The sequence below is a fragment of the Pedobacter gandavensis genome, from assembly GCF_032678745.1.
GTDB classification, from domain to species: Bacteria; Bacteroidota; Bacteroidia; order Sphingobacteriales; family Sphingobacteriaceae; genus Pedobacter; species Pedobacter gandavensis_C.
In genome coordinates this window covers 782,730-807,987 of record NZ_JAVTST010000001.1, presented here as the reverse complement: position 1 = coordinate 807,987, position 25,258 = coordinate 782,730, and the positions used below count along the sequence as shown (strand labels likewise).

The 25,258-nt window shown below is 42.2% G+C and carries 18 protein-coding genes; 17 read left to right on the top strand and 1 reads right to left on the bottom strand.

The window, feature by feature from the left end; all coding sequences use genetic code 11:
* Positions 1 to 102 precede the first annotated feature (102 nt).
* The 5 genes from R2S10_RS03155 to R2S10_RS03135 all read left to right on the top strand — a co-directional run bounded on the left by R2S10_RS03155 (position 103) and on the right by R2S10_RS03135 (position 5,910).
* On the top strand, positions 103 to 1,038 hold the full coding sequence (locus R2S10_RS03155; protein WP_316838988.1) for a dihydrodipicolinate synthase family protein: 936 nt from the start codon (positions 103 to 105) through the stop codon (positions 1,036 to 1,038).
* Positions 1,035 to 2,624, top strand: coding sequence for an aldehyde dehydrogenase (NADP(+)) (locus R2S10_RS03150; RefSeq protein WP_316838987.1), 1,590 nt, complete (start codon positions 1,035 to 1,037; stop codon positions 2,622 to 2,624). Before R2S10_RS03155 ends, R2S10_RS03150 begins: the two co-directional genes overlap by 4 nt.
* Entirely contained in the window at positions 2,614 to 3,615 is a 1,002-nt protein-coding gene (locus R2S10_RS03145; RefSeq protein WP_316838986.1) for a 4-hydroxyproline epimerase, read from the top strand. Before R2S10_RS03150 ends, R2S10_RS03145 begins: the two co-directional genes overlap by 11 nt.
* A gap of 32 nt (positions 3,616 to 3,647) precedes the next feature.
* On the top strand, positions 3,648 to 4,889 hold the full coding sequence (locus tag R2S10_RS03140; protein ID WP_316838985.1) for an FAD-binding oxidoreductase: 1,242 nt from the start codon (positions 3,648 to 3,650) through the stop codon (positions 4,887 to 4,889).
* 118 nt (positions 4,890 to 5,007) lie between these two features.
* Positions 5,008 to 5,910, top strand: a complete 903-nt coding sequence (locus tag R2S10_RS03135; protein ID WP_316838984.1) for an AraC family transcriptional regulator — start codon at positions 5,008 to 5,010, stop codon at positions 5,908 to 5,910.
* A gap of 42 nt (positions 5,911 to 5,952) precedes the next feature.
* On the opposite strand, the gene R2S10_RS03130 is transcribed toward R2S10_RS03135, so the two are convergent.
* The gene (locus R2S10_RS03130) at positions 5,953 to 8,139 is read right to left on the bottom strand and encodes an alpha-galactosidase (RefSeq protein ID WP_316838983.1); all 2,187 of its coding nucleotides are present in this window, start codon (positions 8,137 to 8,139) and stop codon (positions 5,953 to 5,955) included.
* Positions 8,140 to 8,366: 227 nt separating this feature from the next.
* Here R2S10_RS03130 and R2S10_RS03125 point away from each other — a divergent pair, with 227 nt between their 5' ends.
* The 12 genes from R2S10_RS03125 (at position 8,367) to R2S10_RS03070 (ending at position 25,197) form a co-directional block, all read left to right on the top strand.
* Positions 8,367 to 9,704 carry a hypothetical protein gene (locus tag R2S10_RS03125; protein ID WP_316838982.1) on the top strand — a complete coding sequence of 446 codons (1,338 nt, stop codon included), beginning with the start codon at positions 8,367 to 8,369 and terminating at the stop codon, positions 9,702 to 9,704.
* Between the two features lie 280 nt (positions 9,705 to 9,984).
* A complete protein-coding gene (locus R2S10_RS03120) occupies positions 9,985 to 13,113 on the top strand; it encodes a TonB-dependent receptor (RefSeq protein WP_316838980.1) in 3,129 nt (1,042 codons plus the stop codon).
* Positions 13,114 to 13,121: 8 nt separating this feature from the next.
* Complete coding sequence (locus R2S10_RS03115; RefSeq protein ID WP_316838979.1) at positions 13,122 to 14,942, top strand: RagB/SusD family nutrient uptake outer membrane protein; 1,821 nt, start codon at positions 13,122 to 13,124, stop codon at positions 14,940 to 14,942.
* 17 nt (positions 14,943 to 14,959) lie between these two features.
* Complete coding sequence (locus R2S10_RS03110) at positions 14,960 to 15,934, top strand: BT_3987 domain-containing protein (protein ID WP_316838978.1); 975 nt, start codon at positions 14,960 to 14,962, stop codon at positions 15,932 to 15,934.
* A gap of 6 nt (positions 15,935 to 15,940) precedes the next feature.
* Complete coding sequence (locus R2S10_RS03105; protein ID WP_316838977.1) at positions 15,941 to 17,575, top strand: discoidin domain-containing protein; 1,635 nt, start codon at positions 15,941 to 15,943, stop codon at positions 17,573 to 17,575.
* Between the two features lie 124 nt (positions 17,576 to 17,699).
* A complete protein-coding gene (locus tag R2S10_RS03100; RefSeq protein WP_316838976.1) occupies positions 17,700 to 18,050 on the top strand; it encodes a hypothetical protein in 351 nt (116 codons plus the stop codon).
* Between the two features lie 131 nt (positions 18,051 to 18,181).
* Positions 18,182 to 20,401, top strand: a complete 2,220-nt coding sequence (locus R2S10_RS03095) for a TonB-dependent receptor (RefSeq protein WP_316838975.1) — start codon at positions 18,182 to 18,184, stop codon at positions 20,399 to 20,401.
* Positions 20,402 to 20,425: 24 nt separating this feature from the next.
* Positions 20,426 to 21,364 carry a DUF4625 domain-containing protein gene (locus R2S10_RS03090; RefSeq protein ID WP_316838974.1) on the top strand — a complete coding sequence of 313 codons (939 nt, stop codon included), beginning with the start codon at positions 20,426 to 20,428 and terminating at the stop codon, positions 21,362 to 21,364.
* Position 21,365: 1 nt separating this feature from the next.
* Positions 21,366 to 21,842, top strand: a complete 477-nt coding sequence (locus R2S10_RS03085) for a DUF4625 domain-containing protein (protein ID WP_316838973.1) — start codon at positions 21,366 to 21,368, stop codon at positions 21,840 to 21,842.
* Positions 21,843 to 22,149: 307 nt separating this feature from the next.
* Entirely contained in the window at positions 22,150 to 22,986 is an 837-nt protein-coding gene (locus tag R2S10_RS03080; protein ID WP_316838972.1) for a DUF6266 family protein, read from the top strand.
* 193 nt (positions 22,987 to 23,179) lie between these two features.
* On the top strand, positions 23,180 to 24,004 hold the full coding sequence (locus tag R2S10_RS03075) for an AraC family transcriptional regulator (protein WP_316838971.1): 825 nt from the start codon (positions 23,180 to 23,182) through the stop codon (positions 24,002 to 24,004).
* A gap of 101 nt (positions 24,005 to 24,105) precedes the next feature.
* The gene (locus tag R2S10_RS03070) at positions 24,106 to 25,197 is read left to right on the top strand and encodes an agmatine deiminase family protein (RefSeq protein WP_316838970.1); all 1,092 of its coding nucleotides are present in this window, start codon (positions 24,106 to 24,108) and stop codon (positions 25,195 to 25,197) included.
* Positions 25,198 to 25,258: the final 61 nt, after the last annotated feature.

The following is a 25,258-nucleotide window of genomic DNA, read 5'->3' as shown; positions in this document are numbered from 1 at the left end:
CAATTGGATATTATGTAGCTGATATCGGTTAACATCGGGTAAGATTCTCCTGTTCATGCGCAATATCTTTGGTTTATCACCAACATAAACTAAAGATTTGAAATGAGTATAAACTGGACTGGGGTTTTCCCCGCTGTAACCACAAAGTTTACAGCAAACGACGAACTTGATTTTGCAACTTTTGATTTAAACCTGACTGCACAGCTGGAAGCTGGCGCTAATGGGATCATTCTTGGCGGGAGTTTAGGAGAGGCGAGTGTGCTTTCTGATGAGGAAAAATTTGCACTCCTGGCGCATACTTTAGAATTTGTCAATGGCCGCGTACCAGTGCTATTGAATATTGCAGAAGGAACCACAAAAAGAGCCATTGAAATGGCAAAGAAAGCCGAATCAATTGGTGCAAACGGATTAATGCTGCTGCCTCCAATGCGCTATAATGCAGATGCCGAAGAAACCCTGAGCTTTTTTGGCGCCATCGCAGAAAGCACTCCGCTGCCGATCATGATTTACAACAACCCTGTTGATTATAAGATCGAAGTAACCCTGGATATGTTTGAGGTGCTAACGCAATACCCAAATATTCAAGCCATAAAAGAATCTACAAGAGATGTTTCCAACGTAACCAGACTGATCAACAGGTTTGGCGATCGCTTTAAGATTTTCACCGGTGTAGATCCATTGGCAATGGAAAGTATTGTAATGGGCGCGCATGGCTGGGTGGCCGGACTGGTAGACGCTTTCCCTAAAGAAACCGTTGCCATTTTTAACCTGATCAAAGAAAACCGCATTCCTGAGGCCCTAACCATTTACCGTTGGTTCCTGCCCGTATTGGAACTCGATATCCATCCAAAATTAGTACAATACATCAAACTTGCAGAAGTTGCTACCGGAATCGGAACAGAAACCGTAAGGGCACCACGTCTTCCTTTAAAAGGAGAAGAGCGCTCCAGAGTATTAAAGGTCATTGATGATGCCCTGGCCTCACGTCCACTGCTTCCTGTAGGAAGTTGGGGAGTAGCAGCAACTGTGGAGCTATGATAGGAGAGAACATAGTCGCTTCTGCCTATATAGCCCATCAAGGGCAGGAATTGCAGGCCATTAATCCAGGTACTGGAAAGTCCTTGGCAGGTCTATTCCAAAAAGCCAGTACCCAGATGGTAGAAGCTGCTTTAGCGGCTGCAAACCAGGCATTTTTTACCTGCCAGAATATAGATCCAAATAAAAAGGTACTGTTCTTACAAACCATAGCTGAAGCGCTAGCGGCTAATGGTGAGGAGATCATCCAGCGGGCTGCAGAGGAATCGGGATTACCGATTCCTCGCTTGCAGGGAGAATTAGGCAGAACAACCGGGCAACTCCGTTTATTTGCAGAGCTGATTCTGGAAGGATCCTGGGTAGATGCCGTGATTGATCCCGCTTTGCCGGAACGAAGTCCAATGCCCAGACCAGACCTCAGAAAAATGTTGGTTCCGATCGGCCCGGTAGTCGTTTTTGGTGCCAGTAATTTTCCCCTGGCTTTTTCAGTTGCAGGTGGAGATACGGTTTCTGCATTGGCAGCAGGATGTCCGGTCATTGTAAAAGCGCATCCCGCTCATTATGGAACCAGTGCCCTGGTTGCAGAGGCCATCATCTCCGCAGTAGAAAAAACAGGAATGCCTAAAGGTATTTTCTCCATGCTCTATGATGATGGTCATGAAATCGGTCGGGCACTGGTACAGCATCCGCAAACCAAAGCTGTCGCTTTTACCGGTTCTTTCAAAGGCGGAATGGCCTTGGTCAGATTGGCAGAAGAAAGGCCAGAACCCATCCCTGTATTCGCAGAAATGGGTAGCATTAATCCAGTCATCATCCTTCCGGAAATCCTGGAAAGCAAAGCAGAAGAACTCGCCAGACAACTCGCGGGATCCTTGACTTTAGGCGCCGGACAATTTTGTACCAATCCTGGAATTACCTTTGCCATTGCAGCTCCTGGTTTAGATCGTTTCAAAACGGCTATTGCAGAAGCTATTTCTAAAATACCTTCAGCAACCATGCTGAGTCCTGGAATTGCAGCAAATTTCCATACGGCTGCAAATGCCATGTCAAAAGAAAAAGGGATTTCAGTGCTTGCGGAATCCAACCTGATCAATAAAGAGCTGGAAAGCCAGTCTATTCCCAGAATCCTCGAGGTAAATGCCTCTGATTTCATTAAGAACAAACATTTAGGAGAAGAAGTGTTTGGACCTCAGGGTTTATTAGTCTGCTGTGCAGATGTTCAGGAACTGCAAAACGCAGTTCAAGAGCTAGAAGGCCAGCTAACCATCACCTTAATGGCAACCGCAAAGGACCTGCAACAACATCTGGAAATCATAGATCGTTTAAAAACCAAAACCGGAAGAATCATCCTGAACGGTGTACCTACCGGCGTAGAGGTTTGCGCCGCAATGCAACATGGAGGACCATTCCCGGCAACAAACGACAGTCGTTTTACTTCAGTAGGCAGCGATGCAGTTTATCGCTTTGTAAGGCCATTGGCTTTTCAGGATTGGCCAGAAGAACTCTTGCCTGATGCCCTTAAGGATGCCAATCCACTCGGGATTTATAGAAAGATTGATCAACAATTAACCAAATCACATGTCAAGTAAAACATTTTTTTGCATAGATGCGCATACCTGTGGAAACCCGGTGCGCCTGGTTGCTGGTGGCGGCCCTCAATTGACCGGTAAAAATATGAGTGAAAAACGGCAACATTTCCTGAAGGAATTTGATTGGATCAGAACAGGATTGATGTTTGAACCCCGCGGACACGACATGATGTCGGGCAGTATTTTATATCCTCCTCACAACCCGGAAAACGATGTTGCGGTGTTATTTATTGAAACCAGCGGTTGTTTACCGATGTGTGGACACGGAACTATTGGCACCATTACCATTGCCATCGAAGAGGGCCTGATTCAACCTAAAATCCCTGGGATCATTAGAATGGAAGCCCCGGCAGGTCTGGTCTTAATCGAATACCAGAAAAATGGAACTAAGGTAGAATCAGTAAAACTAAAAAATGTGCCTTCCTACCTGGCAGGAGAAAATATGAGTGTGGAATGCCCGGATTTAGGAGAACTCAGGTTTGATGTGGCTTATGGAGGTAATTTTTATGCCATCATAGATCCTCAGGAAAACTTCCCTGGACTGGAGCATTATACAGCAGCACAGCTGATCAGCTGGAGTCAGGTGATCCGTAAACGCATCAATGAGCTGTATACATTTGTCCACCCATTAGACCCTACGATCAATGGCTGTAGCCATGTACTCTGGACAGGAACTACGCTGGACGAAAGTTCAACGGCAAGAAACGCGGTCTTTTACGGAGACAAAGCAATAGACAGATCGCCTTGCGGCACAGGAACTTCTGCAAGATTGGCCCAATGGCATGCCAAAGGGAAACTGAAGGTTGGCGAGGCCTTCATCCATGAAAGTTTCATTGGAAGCAAGTTTATTGGCCGCGTAGAAGAAGAAGTGGATCTCAACGGTATCAAAGCCATCATCCCAAGTGTGGAAGGCTGGGCGAAAGTATTCGGCTACAACACCATCAAGATCGATACGGAAGATCCATATGCGCATGGCTTTCAGGTAATTTAAACATACATCATTATTAAAACAGGATTTAGAAAATGTCTAAAGTCTTAATTATCGGTGCAGGCATAATGGGGCTTAGCACAGCATATTATCTACAAAAAAAGGGTTATCAGGTGACCATCATCGATAAAGGAGAAATCAGAGATAATTGTTCCTTAGGAAATGCCGGAATGATTGTACCCAGCCATTTTGTACCCCTGGCATCTCCGGGAATGATTACCCAGGGCATTCGCTGGATGTTTGACTCCAAAAGTCCTTTTTACGTACGTCCATCCTTAAACATGGAATTGATCAAATGGGGACTAAAATTCATGAAACATGCCAACCAGCAGCATGTTTCCAATTCGGCAATCCCCCTGCGTGACCTATCCCTGCTCAGCAAAAAATTATATCAGGAACTCGCCAGCGAAGAAGATTTCAAGTTCGAATTGAGCAACCATGGCATTCTGGCCTATTACAAAACAGAGAAAGCGGCAGAAGAAGAGGCGCATCTTGCCGCTAAAGGAAGGGAATTGGGATTGGATATGGCGGTATTGGATGCTGCAGCATGTCGTAGCATACAGCCTAAACTGGATATGGACGTGCTGGGAGCCGTCCATTACCGCTGTGATTCGCATTTGTATCCTGCAAAATTAATCAGCGCCCTTAGCAAGTATCTGGAAAGTAATGGGGTAGAAATCTGCAGAGGCGAAGAAGTTCAGCGCATCGAAAAGGAAAATGGAAAGATTTCTGCGGTTTATACAGATAAGCGCCTTTGGAAGGCAGATCAATATGTACTGGCTACCGGATCCTGGTCGCCAGCGATTGCCAAACTAGCTGGACTCCAGATTTCTATCATGCCTGGGAAGGGCTATTCCTTTATGGAGCCAGAAGCCGAAGAAAGATTAACGATCCCGGCTTTGCTTTGTGAAGCTAGAGTGGCGATTACCCCAATGAATGGAAGTCTGCGGTTTGGAGGAACCATGGAACTGGATAGGATCAACGACAGGGTAAATTTGCAAAGAGTAAAAGGAATTGTGGAGTCTGTACCAAAATACTTTCCTGAATTGCAGCCTGCAATGCCTGAGCCGGGAAAGGTCTGGTTTGGCTTCAGACCTTCTTCACCGGATGGCTTGCCTTATATTGGCAGGAGCAAAGGGCTGAACAACCTGGTCATTGCCACCGGACATGGGATGATGGGCTTAAGTTTAGGACCCGCTACCGGCTATTTGTTGAGTCAATTGATTGGAGAGGAGCGCATGGAAATGGATATTTCTATGTTTTCTCCTGATAGATAATGGCTTAATTTGCCATTTTGTCAAAATATATAGCAGAATATTAACCTTGATGCTTCATTTCCTTCGGAATAAGGGTGAATATGAGTAGCTTTAATATCAGACCAACCAGGATACTGCTATGAAGGTATTGCCATTTACAATTCTTGTTCCGGATGATAAAAGCGTCATTGTTGAAATGATTGAACAACCCTATTTTTATCCTCATTTTCACCGCCATGATGAGTGGCAGGTGACCTGGATACAGCAGGGTGAAGGAACTTTATTGGCGGGGAATGACCTTCATGCATTTCATTCGGGCGACATCTTTGTGATAGGTGCAAAATTACCGCACCTTTTTAAAAGTAATCCAGAATACTTTTTACCAAACAGTAATATCGACATCAAGGCTTGTTCCTTATACTTCAATCCGGCAGGACTAATGGCGCCACTATTTAACTTGCCGGAGATGAAGTTAAGCAGTGCTTTTCTTTCTAAAATGAGACATGGCTTCACAGTCCCGGCATCCATGAGAGATGAGCTTTCTTCAAAGATGTTGAAGGTCAATGCTGCAAATGGTTCAGATATACTACATCATTTTTTAGAATTCGTAGCACAGCTCAATGGCATCAGTGAAAAAGCAACATCACTTTGTTCTAATCTTTATTCACCTGATTTTTCCGAATCGGAGGGCATGCGTTTGAGTAAAATCATCAATTACATTACCCAGAATTACAACCACCAGATCAGCCTGGAAGATGTTGCAGATGCTGCTTGTATGACCCGACAAGGTTTTTGTCGCTATTTTAAAAAGCATACCGGACATACCTTTGTCTCGTTTTTAAACGAGGTACGGATCAACGATGCCTGTAAAAGTCTGGTGCTGGGAGAAAGTTCTGAAAGCATTTCTATTGTCGCCTTTAAAGTAGGTTTCAACAGTATTACCAATTTCAATCGGGTATTTAAGCATATTATCGGTCAGACACCAAGGGATTATGTAGACCAGTACCGACAAATTAGTGGAAGGCATTATGCTACTGCATAAACACAAAGGAATAATTGTGCCGATGCAGTAGCTTGAAGGATATTAAATCGAGCTGATTTTAATGACTACGCTGGTTCTACGATCATTAACCTCTGGATTGAAACCGATATTCATCAGAAAATCACCAGAATAAACCTTTGAACTGTCGATCGGCGATTTACTACCGGGATAAAGATTGATTTCTTCTAATTTGTAGCGTTTGTTGGCATCCAAACCTTTTAAAATAATCGGAAGCGCTTGTCTGGTTGTAGTTCTGGTTGCCATAAAATAGTTGAATACCACCGCCTGATCTTTGGAATCATTCACATAGGAGATAGAAGCCACATCATGCTGATAAGGATCCTGCAACCTGTATTGCTGTCCATGCCATACGATTTCTTTAAACCCATTATAAGCTTTAACGGCATTCTGACTAAACAAAAGATCCGATTCGGAAAGTTCATGAACTTTCACATCATAACCTAATTTACCCATCATGGCCACATCGGTCTTGAATTTAATCGGTTGCTTGCCCATATCCGTCACATGGTTGTCTACTGCAATAGAAGGGAAATAATAGGAATATTCCCATTGGATAAATATCCTGTCGAATGGATTGGTATTGTCGCTTGGCCAAAATTCAGTAAAATATTTCAATGCGGCATAATCGACTCTGGAACCACCACCGGCACATAACATCATCGGAACTTTAGGGTATTTTTTCCTGATTCTTTCTAACACACTATTCAATCCCCGGACATATTCTATGTAAAAATGATCCTGATTTTTAAGTGTAGGAGAGTTGGCATTATAGATCAGTGAATTACAATCCCATTTGATGAAGGCCAAATCAGGAACTTGTGCAAAGGTTTCATCAACAACGTTAAAGATAAAGTCCTGCACTTTTTTATTCGTCAGGTCCAATACCAGCTGGTTTCGCATGTAATATTCTTTCCTTTCCGGCTGTCTGATGATCCAATCCGGATGTTGCTCGTATAACTCACTTTTAGGATTCACCATTTCTGGTTCCAGCCAGATGCCAAACTTAACGCCATTCGTAGTAGCTTCTTTGCCAATGGAGGTAATTCCATTTTTCAGTTTCTGTTTGTTGAACTGCCAATCGCCCAGTCCGGCAGTAGAGCCATTTCTTGGGTATTTATTCCCGAACCAGCCATCATCCAACAGAAAAACATCCACGCCTAAATTCTTCGTATCCTGTACCAGACTGTTTAGTTTTTCATCGTTGAAATCGAAATAGGTAGTTTCCCAATTGTTCAGAAGGGTAGCACGATCTCCCGCGCCATCCATCAACTGATACTTCCTGGCCCAGTTTTGAAGATTTCTACTGGCCAGCCCTTTTCCATTGCTGGAATAAGTGTACACAAATTTTGGCGTTACAAAATTCTCCCCGGCCTTCAGACTGTAGTTGGAAGAGAAATTGTTGATTCCGGCAGTAATCCTAAGGTAATAGTCGTCAAAAGTTTCAAAGTCCAGTCTGAAATTACCAGTCCAGGCCAATGATCCGGCGATGATATTCCCGGTATCCTCTGCCGAAGGCCCATCAATGGAAAGCATGAAAGAAGAGGAGTGTAATAAATTTGTTCTTGTACCCAGTTTGGAATCCAGGGTTCTCAGTCCATGCAACAACTGCTGTTCCTCAGACCTCATTTCCCTCATGGCAGTACTGTACTGGTTTTTCAGGTAAAACTTTTTTCCGCTTAAACTAAGGTTAGCAGAAGCAAATTTGTTCAATACCACAGTCCCTTTTTCCTGATGGCTGATTTCTGACCATTGTTCTACCACATCTTCTTCAAAATACGCCAGGTATTGGAGCCTCACTTCGAAATTGTATTTAGGATCCTTTAGCACAATTGTGGTTAACTTCCTGTTATTGTCGATCAATGTTTCCTTGAAGGATTGAAAGCTAAGTACTGTCGATTTATTGCCATCAGCATGGGTCACACTCAAGGCGGGTTCCAATAAATTAACCGAACCGGAGGCGACATAAGCTTCCCGTTTGTTGTACAAATCGTCCGATCCCGGGAGGTATTTATCTAGTGTCGGGATGACCGGATATTCACTTTTATTGGCAATTTTTTTACCAAAGTAACTGGAAACCAAAGCATGATCTGCATCCGTACTCAGGACCAGAACATTGCGCTTTGTTTCAATTGTAATTTGCTGTTGTGCCATACTAGCCTCGTGAGTCATAATTAGGAGAAAGATCGAATAAAGGTATTTTTTTTTCATGGTTATTTTTGTGTGTTTAGGGCTATAAAACACGCTGCTTTTCCCGGAACCGGTTAATTAAGACGCATTATTATTGATTTAATTTTTTTATGTTTGGAGTAGTCTGCGCGACCTGGGGGCGAATGCAAATCTATCTTCATCTTAATAAAATGAGCTATAATCCCTTATACAAAGTTTAAGCAGACTGGTGTATTTTTAACTTATTATTAATCAATACTTTGTAGTTGATGAAATTGGATTCTGGACAAGCAGTAAATGAAGTTTTTTTTGATGCGCTTGATGCATGTTGTAAAGAGATTATAGAAAAGATGGGTGGAAAGCCCATTTCTGAGTGGAGAACAACCGACTACAATTCATTGAGCAGTCAGCTGGGAAAGAAAACCAAAGTATACCTGAGTGAAAATACACTGAAGAGAATTTTCGGCAGATTGAAAACCTCCAACCGTTACTATCCACAGAAAGCAACCCGTGACGCATTAGCGCAATTTATCGGCTACAGAGATTGGCAGGAATACGAATTGATTTGCATTGCTGCTGGCATTAAGAAAGTAGAAAGTCCAACAGAGGAGGAGGAGCCACAAATCCAGGAAGTGCCGGAAAATACGATTGCCCCCTTAAAAGCTAAATCCCGATCAAAGCAGAAAATGATAGGATTTGGCCTGATTGCTTTGACACTGCTGATCATCGCCAGCTTTTTTATTTTTCAGCACAAGGACAGCCAGGAACTCAATCCATATGGGGTTTCCTTAGTTTGCGAAAATCCAATAGGCGAGGTACCACATACCGCAGTATTTAAGCTGGCCTCGAAAAAGCCATTGGATGAGCATGAAGAATTCAGCATAGATTTTATGGATGAAGGCGCCATGGCAAAAATCTCCGGTAAAAAGGAGAAGACCCAGTTTTTCATGAATCCTGGAGTGGTTTATGTGAAACTACTGTATAAAGGCGTTCCCATTGATACGGCTACTATATATATGCAAACCAAAGGTTGGGTGGCCAATTCCGGTAATGACACCCTGCGTGCGTTTCCAATTGCCGGACTCCGCTCACTTTCCGAAGACCGCATCTTTGTTTCCGCAAAGCAATTAGATTCTGCAGGCCTCAATCTTTCCAAGCCATTTTTGGTCGGATTCAGTAACATTCATTCCAGCAATATCAGTGGAGAAAACTTTGAATTTTCCTGTAATCTGGAATCAGAAGAAAGCCGTCCAGGGGTACAATGTATTGAGTCTACCGTAATCATCCTTGGAGAAAACAGCCGTCACCTCATCACCATGTATAAACCCAGCTGTGCAGCATTCTCAGAGTATAATTTTTCTGAAGTTAAAGTCAACGGTGCTACAAAGTACCTGGGCGGAATGGGCTATGATTTTAAGGATGGCGGGGAGTTTAAACTGAGGGTAAAAGATAAAAATGTTTCCCTATTTTTAGGCGGAAAGGAAGTCCTTAAAACCTCTTATAAATTGCCAATCGGTAAGGTAACAGGGATCAAAGTGCTCTTTAATGGAATTGGTAGATTACGTGTTCCTAAGCTTCAGGACCTGAAGACTGGGGAGCTTTATTAGCCCAATTCTTTCAATTTCTAAATATTCTACTCTACAAATTTAAAACATCCGCTTTAAAGGCCGAAAATCTTTATCCAGATCCTATCTTTTCTGAAAGATAAGGAGTTGATTTACATCTATTTAATTGTCCATTCTTTTGTGAGGGATTTGGACGTTTGTTTCCTGTTGTTTGGTTTTTTCTGCGCCTAACTTTATCAAAGGTAATCGAGGCATCCTAGGCAAATCGTATGCCCCAACTAACCTAAACACTAAACAAACAACCAAAAAAACCAACAAACGTATGAGAATTTATTACCTATTATTAGGTGCCGTATTGGCAGGAACAGGAGCTGTTCATGCCGAAAATTACGGAGCTCCATTGGGCAAAATCGGACTGAACTTCCCGGATCATCCAAACAGATTAAACCTTAAGTTTTTAACCGTATCAGGTTATGTAAAAGATGAACTCGGAATGGCGATGCCCGGTGTTTCCGTGAAAGTAAAGGGCACATCAAAAGGAGCGGTAACAAACAACAAAGGTTATTACAGCCTGGACGTTCAACCTACCGATGAACTGGAGTTCATTTTTGTAGGTTATAAAACTTACACTATATCAGTTCGGAATCAGGTCGACATCAATGTGGTACTGGAACCAGAAGCAGGAAACCTGAACGAGATTGCAGTAGTGGGTTACGGCCGACAAAAAAAGGCGAGTCTGGTAGGTTCTCAATCTACCCTAAAGGCCGAAGAGTTGAAACTTCCGGTACGTGATTTAACCAATGCTATCGCCGGAAGGTTGGCCGGAGTGGTGGCTTATCAAAGGGGTGGCGCACCAGGAAGTGATGGATCTGATATTTTCATCAGGGGGATCTCCACTTTCGGATCTAGTCCACGTTCTCCATTATTGGTAGTAGATGGGGTGCCAGACCGAAGCATCAATAACATTGACCCGGAAGACATCGAGAGTTTCACCGTACTAAAAGATGCTTCAGCAACTGCGGTTTATGGAACCAGAGGAGCAAACGGGGTGATCCTGATCAATACCAAGAAAGGAAAGATTGGAAAACCAAGTGTGAATGCCGAATTCAATCAGGCCATTAACAAATTCACAGCACTTCCTGAATTCCTGGATGCGCCTGATTTTATGACCATTTTTAACGAAGGTTTAACCATGAGGGGCAGAGCGCCTCAATATACCCAGGAAGCCATAGACAAGTCGATAAGTGGCGCAGATCCGGATTTAAATCCTAATGTAAAGTGGTATGATGAATTGTTCAATGATTTCGGACATAGTCAGCGGGCCACCTTAAATGTTGGTGGCGGTTCAGAGAATGCCACTTATTACCTTTCTGCCGGATATTATGGAGAAAAAGGTCTATTTAAAACGGATGATGTACAATCTTACAACTCTTCACTGAAGTTAGACCGTTTTAATTTTACCAGTAACCTGAACCTCAACCTAACCAAAAGCACCAAACTGGATTTCGGGATCAACGGTTTCATCACGAGTTACAATGAACCCAATTATGGGGTGAATGACCTTTTCGCTTTAGCGACCAGCACACCACCGCATACCATCCCAACGCGGTACAGCAATGGGCAGTGGCCACAGCTTGCCGGTTCTGGTTTTAGTCCATATATGGCACTTACGCAATCCGGGGTATATAGCGCATTTAATAATGTAGTGCGTTCCAATATCAAACTGAGCCAGGATTTATCAGCTTTCACGGAGGGCTTAAGCTTTTCTGCAATGTTTGCTTATGATGTGAATTCCAGCATGGCGACCAGACGTGGCAGAACCTTACAAACCTACAAACCAAGAGATGGTGGTAGAGATGCCAATGGGAACCTGCTGACCGAGATTTCATTTGCAGGAAATAACGACTTAAGTTTTGCCATTTCCCGTTTTGGTGATAGAAGACTGTATGTAGAAAGTGCGTTAAATTATAGCCGCAAATTCGGGAAATCAGAAGTCGGCGGTTTGGTTTTATTCAACCAATCGGATTTTAGCGATGCACAATCAAGAGTGGATGCTGCCGGCTATAAAGGTGCCATCCCTTACCGTCAGCGAAACCTTGTAGGAAGGGCAACTTACGGCTATAACGACCGCTATTTTGTGGAGGGAAACTTTTCTTACTCTGGTTCCGACAACTTTATCCCAAACAAACGTTACGGATTCTTCCCATCCATTGGTGCCGGCTGGATTGTTTCCAATGAGAAGTTCTTTGAACCGCTGAGCAAGATTGTCAGCCACTTTAAATTAAGGTACACTTATGGAGTATCTGGTAATGCGGCGCTATTAGACCCAACCCTAAGATTTTTATACCTAACCACAATTGGCAATGGCGGGACTTATGGATTTGGGGATACGCCTTCATCGGTTACTGGTTATGCAGAAACTCGTATTGGTGGAAATGTACAATGGGAAAATTCTTACCGTCAAAACCTGGGGCTGGAATTGAACTTCCTGGACAACAACCTGGAATTGATCGTGGAATTGTTTAATGAGAAAAGGAAAAACATCCTGGTTCCAAACTTAAACATCCCTTACAATTCTGGTTTTACTCCATCTAATTTACCATTTAGCAATGTAGGTGAAGTGAGTAACAAAGGAATTGATGCTACTTTGAGCTATACCAAGAATTTTGCTGAACGTAGTTTTATTAGTTTCAGAGGGGTATTCAATTACAACAAGAACCTGAACATCATTGATGGAAATGCACCGTGGAAATATCCTTACAACGACCGTGTAGGAAAACCTATCGGACAACGTTTTGGATACATTGCCACAGGGCTGTTCCAAAGCCAGTCTGAGATAGACAATGCGGCAAGTCAGGCTGGAAACACCATGATCGGGGATATCCGCTACAAAGATTTAGATGGCAATGGCATCATTAACGGAGATGACCAGACTGCGATCGGTTATGGCGCAGTTCCTAGAATCGTTTATGGATTAAACCTTGCCGGAGGATATAAAGGTTTTGACATCGCTTTGTTCTTTCAGGGCGCAGGTCAGGTGGATTTCAATTATGCCAGCGGCGATGCCACCACACCATTTACCAAGGGGCCAACCAATAGCAATATGTATGTGAAAGTGCTGGACAGGTGGACACCTGACAACCCGAATCCACGTCCATTTTATCCACGTTTATCTACTACACAAGACCTCACTACCAATTACCTGACCAGCACCTGGTGGATCCAGCGTGCGGACTACCTGCGACTAAAAAGCGCGGAGATTGGCTATACCTTTAATCCAAAGCTGTTTGAAAAAGCAGGGATTAAAAAAGTAAGGATTTATACCAACGGAACGAATTTACTCACCTTATCCAGGTGGAAATTCTGGGATCCGGAATTGGGCGATGGACGTGGTGCTACTTATCCAAACATCAGCACTTATAATGTTGGTTTACGTGTTAATTTTCAATAATTGAAATCATGAATTTAAAGAAATATGTATTCTTTGCCCTGGCTATAGCAACACTATTGCCTACGGGATGTAAAAAAGGTTTTTTCGATACTGTACCAGATAATTTAATTACCATAGACGGGGTGTTTACGAACCGTGGACAATCAGAACGCTGGTTGGCTGGATTGTACAGCTCCGTACCAGATCCATGGTTAACTTCAGGCGGACTACAGCAGCACGTCACCACTGATGAGGCCGATATCAGTAATTGGGAGAATCCTCCGCTAAATAGCGGCGCATTAGCAGCAACGTCCTATAGCATCAGCAATAGCGGTTACTACGAGAAAATCAGACTGGCCACTATATTTTTAGAAAACATTGATAAAAACCAGGAGATCCTGGCCCTTAATAATGGCGCGGAAATCATCAGCCGTTACAAAGGAGAAGCACAATTTCTAAGGGCCTATTACCATTGGGTACTGATGAAACTATACGGTCCAATAGAATTGGCACCAACCAAATCAGGCGCACCTACAGATGATTACCAGATCCCGAGAAGCTCCTGGGATGAATGTGTAGCCTTTGTCATCAAAGAAATGGAGGAGGCAAAACAAAGGCTGCCAGCCAATAACTTTACCGTAGGTACCAGCGAAGTAGATCCAGCCAGAACAGGTCGCATCAACCAGATTGTTGTATCTGCAATTCAGGCACAAGTCTTATTGTTTCATGCCAGTCCGCTTTATAATGGAAATGTAGAGCTGGGAGATTTTAAAAATCTGGATGGCAAGCAGTTATTTAATCAGACCTACGATGCAAGCAGATGGGGGAAAGCAGCCAACGCCGCTAAAGCTGCCATTGATATCGCGGAAGCAAATGGTAAAAAATTATTCAAAGTTAATGATGCAGATCCCTTCAGAGCGGCGTTTTTATCCTGCCGAAATTTGTATTGGGACGGCTGGAAAGACGAAGGTCTTTGGTTAAGGGTAACCAATAGCTCAGGTCCGTATGAGTACAGCGCGGCACCACGTTCTTCACAAGGAACGGCATGGAATGGAGTGGCCCTGGTTCAGGAACTTGTAGATGATTTCAGAATGAAAGATGGAACTGAAATCGGTGGCACTGGATACAATGAGAACACTTATACCAATATTGCAAATGCCTATTATGTGGCTGGTACCAATACGATGTACACCAACCGTGAACCCCGCTTTTATGTAGATGTGACTTTCAATGGTTCGGTAACGCCTGCGGTTCCAAAAGCCGGCGCCAACAATGCCCGTGTAGAATTCTTTTTAACCGGAAATTCAGGTAAAGCCGGGGAAACACGTAACTGGCCAAAAACAGGCTATACTTCCAGAAAAAATATACACCCTACTTTCAGCTTTAGCCCTTATGTGTATGTAGCCAGACCAGCCATGCTGATCCGTTTGGCAGAATTATACCTGGTTTATGCAGAAGCTTTAAATGAAAGTGATCCAGGAAATACTGATGTCCTGAAATACTTAAACGCAGTTCGTACCCGTGGTGGTATTCCTGCTTTAACAGGAGGAAGCCAGTCGGACTTAAGAGCCCAGATCAGAAGAGAGCGCAGGATAGAGCTTTGTATGGAAAATGGTGCCAGATTCTTTGATGTGAGAAGGTGGAAAGTGCCACAGGAGGAAGGATTTATACAAGGTGGAGCGTATACCGGAATGAATATCGATGCAGGTACTACCTTATCAGATCCAGCTTTTCACCAAAGAAAGATCGCTTTCAGTCGCGCATTATGGCAGCGTAAATATTATTTCTTCCCTTATCCTCAGGATGAAATGGATAGAAATAAACAATTGGTTCAATTTCCAGGATACTAAAGATAATTTTCAAAAGAATGAAAAGCATACTAAAAATGGCTGGACTGGCAGTGCTGGGACTATCCACGATGATGGCTTGCAAGAAGATTGCAAAACCATATGAAGAGTTAACGGATTCCAAAGAAGGGGCGGTGGTAACCATCACCCGGTTTACGGGCAATAACCAAAATTTAACCATTTTCCCTTATCAGGATGAAGCCAGAACAGTTGAATTTGCGGCTGCATTTGGTGCATTGGGCTTACCGGCAAAGAACATTAAGGTAAGCTATGCGGTAGACGATAAAGCCTTCGACAGTTTAAACCTGCAGCGTGTAAAAATGGGATTGACTGCTTATCAGAAATTTCCGACGGATGCCTATCAGCTTTCTGCATCCAGTAGTACCATCCCTTCGGGGAAAGTAAATTCGGAACTGATCAAGCTGAGCTATTTTTCGAAAAAGTTTAATCCAACCCTAGATTACCTCTTGCCCATCAGCATTACTAACGCCGATGGTTACAAGATCGGAGCGAATAAAACGATCTTTTTGATTGCACCTAAATTAGCGGAGATCCTGGCTGATAAAATCGGCTGGACTGCTACCGCTTCTTCTGAAGAACTGATAGGTGAGGGTACTGCAAACGGTAAAGCAAGCTTCGCTATAGACGGCAATAACGCGACCTACTGGCATTCCAAATGGCAGTCGCCAGCACCGGTTTTCCCACACTCGCTGAGCATCAATATGCAAAAGGAATTGTATGTGACCAGAATAGAACTGCTGGCCAGACAAAACATCAATTCTGGTTTTACAGAATTCAATTTAGAAGCTAGCCTGGATGGGAATACCTGGACCATCCTTGGGACAGGGTTGATCTTTGATCCCCTGAATAAAGCAGCTCAATCTTATCCGGTAACACCAGGTTATTGGAAACACCTTAAAATTACCGCTGTTAAAGCAGCCAGTGTAGCCACTACATCTACACATCTGGCTGAGCTTAACGTTTATCGATATTAAAGTCAAATGAAAAGAATATTTTTAATCTGCATTACAGCAGTATTTTTACTGAATTGCAAAAAAGGGAATACCCATGAAGTTGATCCTGTGCTTCCAGGCGTAGTAGCTCCTCCAAAACCGAATACCCGAATCTCGGGGACGAATATGGAGGTCAATAAAAGCGAGCATAATTACAATCTAAATATCGTTTATTTTGTACCGAAAGACCTGGATACGCTTAAAGGATACCAAGAGCGTTTATCTGAACTGATGGTTTGGGGACAGGATTGGTACAAGGAAAAAATGGCCGTTTATGGTTATGATAAAACCTTTGGCATGTTTACCGATGCCGCCAGAAAAAAGGTGAGGATTACTACTATTTATGGGACTAAAAACTATGCGGAGTATCCGAGTAGTGGTGGAAATACCGTAGCATGGGCGGAGATTGATGCCTATTTCAAGGCACACCCAGAGGAAAAGTCCAGCAACCATTACCTGCTGATCATTCCAAGATATGCCTTTAAGCCAACTGGCGAACCTACAGGTCCACCATATTACGGCAGTACTTTTGGCACTGAAAGAACTTGTTTCGTATTGGATTATGAGGATCAGGAACTCAAAAATATGTCTGATAAAACCGATAAAGGAAAATGGTTCAGACTGTATTATGGAGGATTGTTACATGAACTTGGCCATGCGCTAAACCTGCCCCATGACATGCAAACGCAAACTGAGTTTGCGGATCCAAACAAAGGAACGGGCTTGATGTTTAACGGTAATTACTCTATGGGCGTAAGCCCAACTTTCCTGACTCCATTTGATTGCGCCTTATTGAATGAGTGCCAGGTGATGAATAAGAACAAAAACACTTACTATGGCGCAGTCAATGCAAGCTTAACAGAGATTAACGGAAGTTATGATGCTGCAAAAGGAGTGATTGCTTTGTCAGGAAAGTTCAATACCAATGTCCCGGTGAGTAATATCGGGATTCTGAACGACCCGAATGTAAACAATGAAGGCGTTGGTACCAATAAGGATTACAATGCGCTTTCTTTTGCAGTAAAGCCCAATGGAAATAGCTTTAGTATCGAAATGCCGGTTATGGAGTTTAAGTACCGCAGTAATGAGGTGTATGAACTGAAAATCTACCTCATCCATACCAATGGCACATTTACGGTGAGAAGTTATTCTTATAAGTTTGTCAACAATTTGCCGGTGATTGATTTCAGTACCAGAGTAGAGTTACCTAAAACAGGCTGGTCAGTTGTGGATTTCAGTTCTGAAGAAGTTGCAGCTGCTAATAGAGCTGCCGATGTGATTGATGGCTCAGTCCTTACTTTCTGGCATTCCAGATGGTCTTCAAATGCAGCGGTATATCCCCATCATTTAAGCATAGATCTGGGCAGTTCAAAAACAGTAAGTGGTGGCTTATCGCTTACACAGCGTGAAGGTGCGAACAGGGCAATTAAAGATTTCGAAATTTTAATCAGTTCCGATAATGTGAGCTATACCAGCTTAGGGAATAAAGAAGCTGCAAATGGGAGTGGCACCCAGTATTTTGCCTTTGATTCCCCAAAAACATTCCGATACTTCAAGATCATCGCTAAATCTTCCTGGGATGGAACACAAAACGCTGCATTGGCAGAACTAGGACTTTATTAACCCATGATGGCACCTTATACAAAGTATTTGGTGCCATCATTGCTTTGACCCATTTCTATTATTTAGCAACTTTGTTGCATTAATTTTGTTTATTGCAAAATATTAATGCAACTTTGATGCAGTTGTGAAGAGAAGTAAAAAACATATCCGGATTAAATTAAAGCAGGGAATATCTCTGTTGCTGGTATTGTTGTTCTCATTCATTACTGCAGCACAGCTGATTCATGTGCATCAGGCAACTGAGAAAAGTCTTCAGGAACAATCTGTAGAAAAGGAGTCTGTACAGCTTTCCGACAAATGTTCGGTCTGCGACTATTTCCATCATATCCAGGGCAAACAAATATTCTTAGAGCAACAGTTCCTTTTACCTGTGCTTTTCCCTAAAGCAATTACGATTAGAACCCTGCTATATACCGGGAACTATAACATCACGCTCCAAGGATTTACGAACAAAGGACCTCCCTATATCTCCTAATTTTCTGGCCGCTTTCCCCGGCGGCCATTTTTTATCTGAATTTTTCTTAACCAGGACGACGAATGGATGCAGGCCGTTTATGAGCAGCTATTGCAGATTCATGTCCTATGATTTCCAATATTTTCAATTGAATGAAGAGATGCTATAGGCTATTTTTTTGCCTTTTAATTTGCTGTCCCTCTGTTTTTGCCCAGAGCCAGGTTCCAGTTCCAGATAGTACCAGTACCAAAGCAAAACCACAAAAACCAGCAGTAAAACAACTTAAAGAAGTCCAGATCAAAGACCGTAGGTTACAATTGCGTAAGGAAGAGGACCCTTTAAATGTCGAAATTGTGAACAGCGATTTCATCCAGCGCAACCTGGCTGGAAGTTTAATGAAAACCCTGGAGCGCCTGCCCGGAATTAAAACCATTGGCATTGGCTCCGGACAATCTAAACCACTGATCCGTGGACTAGGTTTCAACCGGGTGGTGGTAGTGGATCAGGGATTGAAGCACGAAGGTCAACAATGGGGCGCCGATCATGGATTAGAACTGGATCAGTTTGCAGCTGGCGAAGTTGAATTGGTTAAAGGTGCTGCCTCTTTTATGTATGGCTCCGATGCAATTGCAGGGGTGATCAATGTAAAAGCGCAACCGATACCCCAGAAACATACCTTAGCGGGATCTGTCAATTTACTGGGCAAGAGCAATAACCAGCAATACGGAAGTTCAGTAAATCTTTACGGTCGAAAGGAAAACTGGTTTTTTGACTCCAGATTCACTTATCAGAATTATGGGGATTACCGAGTTCCTGCCGACACGATTTTTGTATACGACTATGCGGTTAAACTGCACAATCGAGAATTGCGCAATACTGCCGGTCGGGAAAGGGCGCTTCATTTTAGTACAGGTTATGTTGGAGAAAAGTTCAGGTCCCTGTTTTCTTTCAGCAATGTGTACAGCAAGAGTGGTTTCTTCGCAAATGCACATGGTCTGGAACCCAGGAATGTAGATACAGAAATGCATGATGCTTCCAGCAGGGATATTTTAATGCCTAGTCAGGAGGTGAATCACCTGAAGCTGATCAACAGAACGGAATACCGGGTCAATGCACATCATTTTGCAATGGATCTGGGCTATCAACGCAACTTCCGACAAGAGTTTAGTCAGTATGTAAATCATGGTTATATGCCTGCGGTATATCCGGCTGATCTATCGCTGTCTCCGGATCTGGAACGGGAATTTGATAAACAGGTCTACAGTTTCAGTTTGAAAGATCAGGTAGCATTGGGTAATCACCAGCTCAGCATAGGACTCAATTCCGAATTTCAAAACAACCAGATCGATGGCTGGACCTTTTTAGTGCCTGCTTTTAAGCAATTTACTGCAGGTATTTTTGCCTATGATAAATACAAGATCAACGAGAATTTGCTTTTACATGGAGCATTAAGGTATGATTACGGCCATATCCGGATGTTTAAATATGCAGATTGGTTTGAATCTGGAACCGCTGAAACCGGATTAAAAAAGCTGGTTCGTGCAGCCGATCTGAACAGGTCTTTTCATAGCATAGTCTGGTCGGTCGGAATGAATTACAACCTGGAAAACTTCTCAATGAAGGCCAATCTGGGTAAGAGTTTCCGGATGCCTATTGCAAAAGAACTTGGGGCTAATGGCGTCAACTATCATTATTTCAGCTATGAGAAAGGTGATCCAACGCTAAATCCAGAGCAATCTTATCAGGCGGATTTAAGTCTGGGCTGGACAGCAGATCGCTGGTCGGTTTTAGTCAGCCCGTTTTACAATTATTTCCCGAATTACATTTACTTAAATCCTACGCCAGACCATGATTATTTCTATGGCGCGGGCAATCAGATTTTTCAGTATGCCCAAAGTAAGGTAGTTCGTTATGGCGGAGAGCTGCAACTAAAAGTAAAGTTGCTAAAAAGCCTGAGCACAGAATTCCTGGGGGAGTATTTACATGCCAGTCAACTTTCCGGAGAGAAGAAAGGCTATACACTTCCATTTTCTCCACCTGCATCAGCCTTGTTCAATTTAACCTGGTCGCCGGAGCTTGCTCCGCAGCTTCAAAAGACTTATTTCTCTATTGATTACAGAATCACCGCAAAGCAAAACAACATTGTTCCACCTGAAAAGAAAACACCCGGTTATGGATTGATTAATCTGCAGGTGGGCACGGAATTGCGCCTTCATAAACAGCCCTTGCAGATCAGTCTGCAGGCACAAAATCTGATGAATACCAGGTACCTGAACCATACCAGTTTCTACCGCTTAATCGGTCTACCAGAAGCAGGCAGGAACGTCATTCTTTCCCTAAAAATCCCTTTTCAAACCTCATTAAATAAATAGAAACCCATATTAAACACAAATACAATGATAAAAAACAGACTGTTGCCTTTTAAAATGGCAAAAATGATGATGATCCCGCTGCTGCTAATTACTGCCTTTTCGGCATGTAAAAAAGAAGAGCGTGTGGAACTGGCAAAACCTACAGCCGAGAACATAGAGATTGGCACTTCCAATAACAAACAAGCGCTCAAAGGCAGAGATTTTCATTTTAATGCAGATGTCACTGCAGCGAGCAAAATAAAAAGTGTACAGCTTCAAATCCTACAAAAACCAGGGGAAACCTATACCGCAAAATGGAGCTTAACGTTCGACTGGATCGAGTACGCTGGTACTAAAAATACAAATGTGCACAAGCATTTCACGATTCCTGCGGTAGCACCTGATGGTAAATATGATTTCTTATTTATTGTGCAGGATGAAAACGGGACAAAGCTAGAAATCAAAGAAGAAATCAGCATTTCTGATCCGGCAAATATGCCCGTAGACCCTAAAATTGGCCGTGATATGATTTCCCGTAATGAGACCATGATTTATTACATGGAAACCTGGGTAGAACCGGAATTGATCTTTAAAAAAGGAGATGAATTGACCGCTCATGCGCAGATTTCAGAGATCAAGGGCGATGGAATCCTTTACACTTTACTGATTAAGAAAAGTGCCAATTACTATCCTGAATCGATTGATAAACTTGATTTTAACAAAGCCATTGTGATCTCCAAAGTGGAACATAAAGGCCTTCCTGCTGCCTCAAAAATCAGCACACTAAAACTGCAGAATGGGGTATATGGTGGAGAAAAAATTACGATAGGAGCTAGTCAGGATGGCAATGAACCTGCACCAAACCTAATCAATGCTGCAAAAACCTGGGAGTCCGGGAAATATAATCTGGTTATCCTATATAAAAACACGAGCTACGACAGAAGTGTGTATAAGAACATTCCGATCACGATAGATTATAAATAAAATGAAGAAGCTAAATATATTAGTAATTGCTTTATTGCTAAGCATCGCATTGAGCAATTGCAGTAAAGACAAGTCGGAGCCTATAGATACCACCTATCCGGAGATCAATACGGAACTGGCAGATGCTTTTCCAAAGCAGTGTAGCGTAGTAAAAAGAGGAGAGAAGTTCCTGTTTAAAGCTTTAATCAGCGACAATGCACAATTGGGTTCCTTAAGCATCGATATTCACCATAATTTTGACCACCATACCCATAGTACGGAATTAGAAGAATGCGATATGGCCCCAGTTAAACAGGCGGTAAAACCCTTTTTGCTAATTAGGAATATCGCAATTCCTCCAGGATTGAAATCGCATCAGGTCAGTGCAGAAATTGAGGTTCCTGCAGATATAGACCCTGGAGATCATCATTTTATGATCAGGCTGACCGATAAAGAAGGCTGGCAGACCATCAAAGGTTTGAGTATCAAAATCAAATAGCAAGTTAAATAGCCTTTCAGTTATGCTGAAAGGCTATTTAACTATTGATCTCCTATAGCCCATTACCTGTTCATGTCCCAATCATCTCCCTATGAACAACCCAGGTTTGTAATTTTTGATTGTATTTTTACAGGAGGTTGCTAGGGCCATTAGAGGTCAAATTGCATAATCAACCTAGATGTAACACATTGTAAATCAACATAAATGTTACTTAAAAATACGGATGTGGTATATACGAGGTATGGAGGATGTACTTATTTAATACTATCTTGGTATTAGTCAATACAGACGAATTAACCTCTCAATTATGGCAAAATGTACTGTAGGCCCTTATGGCCACCCTTCCGGGAAAATAGGAACTGTAGTATTCTATATGTTAAATGGCCAACCGGTCTGCCGCCTTATTGGCCGACCTGGAAAACCAAGTTTAAAACAAAAGTCTAACCGTCAGGCGATGTCTGTGACCATGGATTTGGTGACACCATTGGCTGATTTTATCAATGTCAGCTTCAAGCTGGAAGCAGAAGGAACCGTTAGAAATCCTCATAATCTGGCTACTTCCTATAATAAGAAACATGCCTTAATGGGCGAATACCCTGATATTAAAGTAGATTATACCAAAGTAATCCTAAGTAATGGAGCGCTCGAAATGGCTGAGGATTTTAAAATCAGCAAAATGGAGGAAGGCATTAGTTTAAGCTGGAATCCGGAAAGTTTTAGGAATGGTGCTAATGATGATATCCTAATGGTCGCGATTAGCCATCCCAGTCATAAACGGGCAAGTAGTTATCTGAATGCCTCTAAAAGGAGTGATGGAAGCTGTTTTATTCCGCTTTATGAAGAATCACTGCTAAAAGAACAAATGGAAATTTATGTCTGTTTTAAATCTGCCAATGAAAAAATGATTTCCGACAGTGCTTATGTAGGGAACCTGAATGGCCAGGAAGAAAGCAGGGCTGAAATAGCTGAAAAAGAGAAGTACAAGGCTTTTAAAGCCCGTTTTGATCTGGTGGCTGCAGATTATTTGAAAAAGAGAACTGGCCTTGAGCCGGGAGTTATTGGTACCAAGGCTTTTAGAACACTCGCAGCTGAATACCATGCTTTAAAAGAGAAACTGGAACATTTACCAGGAAAACCTTCCTGAAATAAATATGTATTAAAAGAATCATTTATCTAAGTAATCCAAAAATGATGGAATAAAGGTTGTTTTATCGCAAATTAAAACATCTTTGTTCCAGGATATGTTGTCCATCAAAAGCTTGCAACTATCGCCCGTATCTCTACATCAAATGCGATGTGGAATAAAATAGATACTGATTAAGCGCAGATTATCTGGTATGGCCTTAGAAAGAATTCAACACATTATTAAATACATAGAAGAGAATTATGATCAGGAGCTTTCCATTGAAAAACTGGAGCAGCTGTCAAATTATTCCTATAGAAATATCCAACGGGTGTTTAAGAATGTCTTCAAGGAATCATTAGGTGCGTTTCAAAAGAGACTGAAACTTGAAAACGGGTATAAAAAGCTAATATATACCCGTGATTCGATTACCGATATCTCTTATTCGGTAGGTTTTGATAGTTTACAGGCCTTTTCCAAATCATTTAAAAAGCAGTTTAATATTTCAGCAATTCAGGCCAGGAAGGAAAAAGCCGCAGTTTTTGAAAGTTTCATCAACAGTTATGGGCCTGATGGAAATCCGATCATTTGTGAACTGGTCTTTTTAAAAGCAGTCAAAGTATATTACATCGGACTCCAAACGGCAGATTATAATACTGCTGAAATAGAGTTGTTATGGGAGAAAGTTGATGAGACTTTTGAAACAGATCTGAGTACCGAATATTATGGAATCATCGTCGACCAACCACTCATTACGGATAAGCTGAAATGCCGTTATGAAGCATGTATAGATAAAGAACCTTCGAAAAAAGGATATTTCTCGACTAATATATTTGGTGGTAAGTACGCTAAATACCTCCATAAAGGGAGTTTTAATTCAATTGAAGATACTTATAGAAGAATTTATAAGGATTGGCTTTTTAATCCAGTGCTGGAATTTGATAGTTCTCCAATGATAGAACATTATGTGAAAAATGAATTTAATACGGAGCATCCAGCCGATTATCTCACAGAGATCCTGGTTCCCATAAAAAAATAACAGTTGTCAATTTTGGACAACATTGCTAATCTGGATAGCGCGTTCTTTGTAAAAAAAAAACGACTATCTAAAATAAAATGATGAACAAAATGCTATTCTTAATGATCCCCTTATTAACTATTTTTTCTTGTCAGAAAATGGAAGAAAACGTTCAACCAACGGATACAGCTATACTGTATACCATGCCGGAGGAATCGGCGCCACATGAAGGTACCTGGCTTCAGTGGCCTCATGAGTATCAATATGGAGTAACCTACCGCAATCGCTTAGATGCCACATGGGTAAAGATGACCGCAGCGATTGTTGCAGGTGAAAAAGCGCACATTATTGCCTATGATGAAACAGAAAAGAGCAGAATTATTGGCTTACTTTCTAAGGCTGGTGTCCCGCTTACTAATGTGGATTTTAAAATTGCTCCAACAGATGATGTATGGGTAAGAGATAATGGTCCCATCTATGTAAAAGACAATACCGGACAAATAGTGATAGAAGATTGGGGTTTTAATGGTTGGGGAAATAAAGCCGATTATCAAAACTGTAACCTGATCCCTTCCAAAATTGCAAAAGATCAGAACATTCCAAAAGTTGACCTGGATGAGCTGATGGTAAATGAGGGTGGGGCGGTTGAAATTGACGGACAAGGCGCCTTATTGGCTACTAAAAGTGCCATCCTTAACAAAAATCGAAACCCTGGGATGACACAGGCACAGGCAGAAGCTATTTTTACTAAATACCTGGGAGTGACTAAATTTATCTGGCTAAAAGGAAAGGCGGGTTTGGAAATCACCGATATGCATATTGATGGATTTGCAAGATTTGGCAACTCGGAGACACTGGTGACTATGAATCATGATGATTTGCTGGATTGGCAGGTTCCCGAAGAAGACATTACCACGCTTTATGCCGCTACGAATAAAAACGGACAGGCATACCGCATTCTGAAACTGCCTTTGACGCAAAATAATGTAGAAACAGCTTATGGCAAAAAATTGGATTACAAAGGCTCTTATGTCAATTACTATATCGGAAATAAAAACGTGTTGGTGCCTAATTATAATGACCCTAATGATGCTGTAGCCAATAAATTGATTCAAAGTCTGTATCCTAATCGGACTGTAGTGGGGATTGATGTAAGGAATTTGTATGCAAATGGTGGGATGATACACTGTGTCACTCAGCAGCAACCAAAGTAAGAAAAGCCAAATGCTCATCTTTCGATGAGCATTTGGCTTTTATAATCATAAAGCTTTGTTG

Bases quoted from the DNA above. Each gene is read 5' to 3' on its own strand.
- R2S10_RS03155 (WP_316838988.1), top strand. From the start codon at position 103: ATGAGTATAAACTGGACTGGGGTTTTCCCCGCTGTAACCACAAAGTTT.
- R2S10_RS03150 (WP_316838987.1), top strand. From the start codon at position 1,035: ATGATAGGAGAGAACATAGTCGCTTCTGCCTATATAGCCCATCAAGGG.
- R2S10_RS03145 (WP_316838986.1), top strand. From the start codon at position 2,614: ATGTCAAGTAAAACATTTTTTTGCATAGATGCGCATACCTGTGGAAAC.
- R2S10_RS03140 (WP_316838985.1), top strand. From the start codon at position 3,648: ATGTCTAAAGTCTTAATTATCGGTGCAGGCATAATGGGGCTTAGCACA.
- R2S10_RS03135 (WP_316838984.1), top strand. From the start codon at position 5,008: ATGAAGGTATTGCCATTTACAATTCTTGTTCCGGATGATAAAAGCGTC.
- R2S10_RS03130 (WP_316838983.1), bottom strand. From the start codon at position 8,139: ATGAAAAAAAAATACCTTTATTCGATCTTTCTCCTAATTATGACTCAC.
- R2S10_RS03125 (WP_316838982.1), top strand. From the start codon at position 8,367: ATGAAATTGGATTCTGGACAAGCAGTAAATGAAGTTTTTTTTGATGCG.
- R2S10_RS03120 (WP_316838980.1), top strand. From the start codon at position 9,985: ATGAGAATTTATTACCTATTATTAGGTGCCGTATTGGCAGGAACAGGA.
- R2S10_RS03115 (WP_316838979.1), top strand. From the start codon at position 13,122: ATGAATTTAAAGAAATATGTATTCTTTGCCCTGGCTATAGCAACACTA.
- R2S10_RS03110 (WP_316838978.1), top strand. From the start codon at position 14,960: ATGAAAAGCATACTAAAAATGGCTGGACTGGCAGTGCTGGGACTATCC.
- R2S10_RS03105 (WP_316838977.1), top strand. From the start codon at position 15,941: ATGAAAAGAATATTTTTAATCTGCATTACAGCAGTATTTTTACTGAAT.
- R2S10_RS03095 (WP_316838975.1), top strand. From the start codon at position 18,182: ATGAAGAGATGCTATAGGCTATTTTTTTGCCTTTTAATTTGCTGTCCC.
- R2S10_RS03090 (WP_316838974.1), top strand. From the start codon at position 20,426: ATGATAAAAAACAGACTGTTGCCTTTTAAAATGGCAAAAATGATGATG.
- R2S10_RS03085 (WP_316838973.1), top strand. From the start codon at position 21,366: ATGAAGAAGCTAAATATATTAGTAATTGCTTTATTGCTAAGCATCGCA.
- R2S10_RS03080 (WP_316838972.1), top strand. From the start codon at position 22,150: ATGGCAAAATGTACTGTAGGCCCTTATGGCCACCCTTCCGGGAAAATA.
- R2S10_RS03075 (WP_316838971.1), top strand. From the start codon at position 23,180: ATGGCCTTAGAAAGAATTCAACACATTATTAAATACATAGAAGAGAAT.
- R2S10_RS03070 (WP_316838970.1), top strand. From the start codon at position 24,106: ATGATCCCCTTATTAACTATTTTTTCTTGTCAGAAAATGGAAGAAAAC.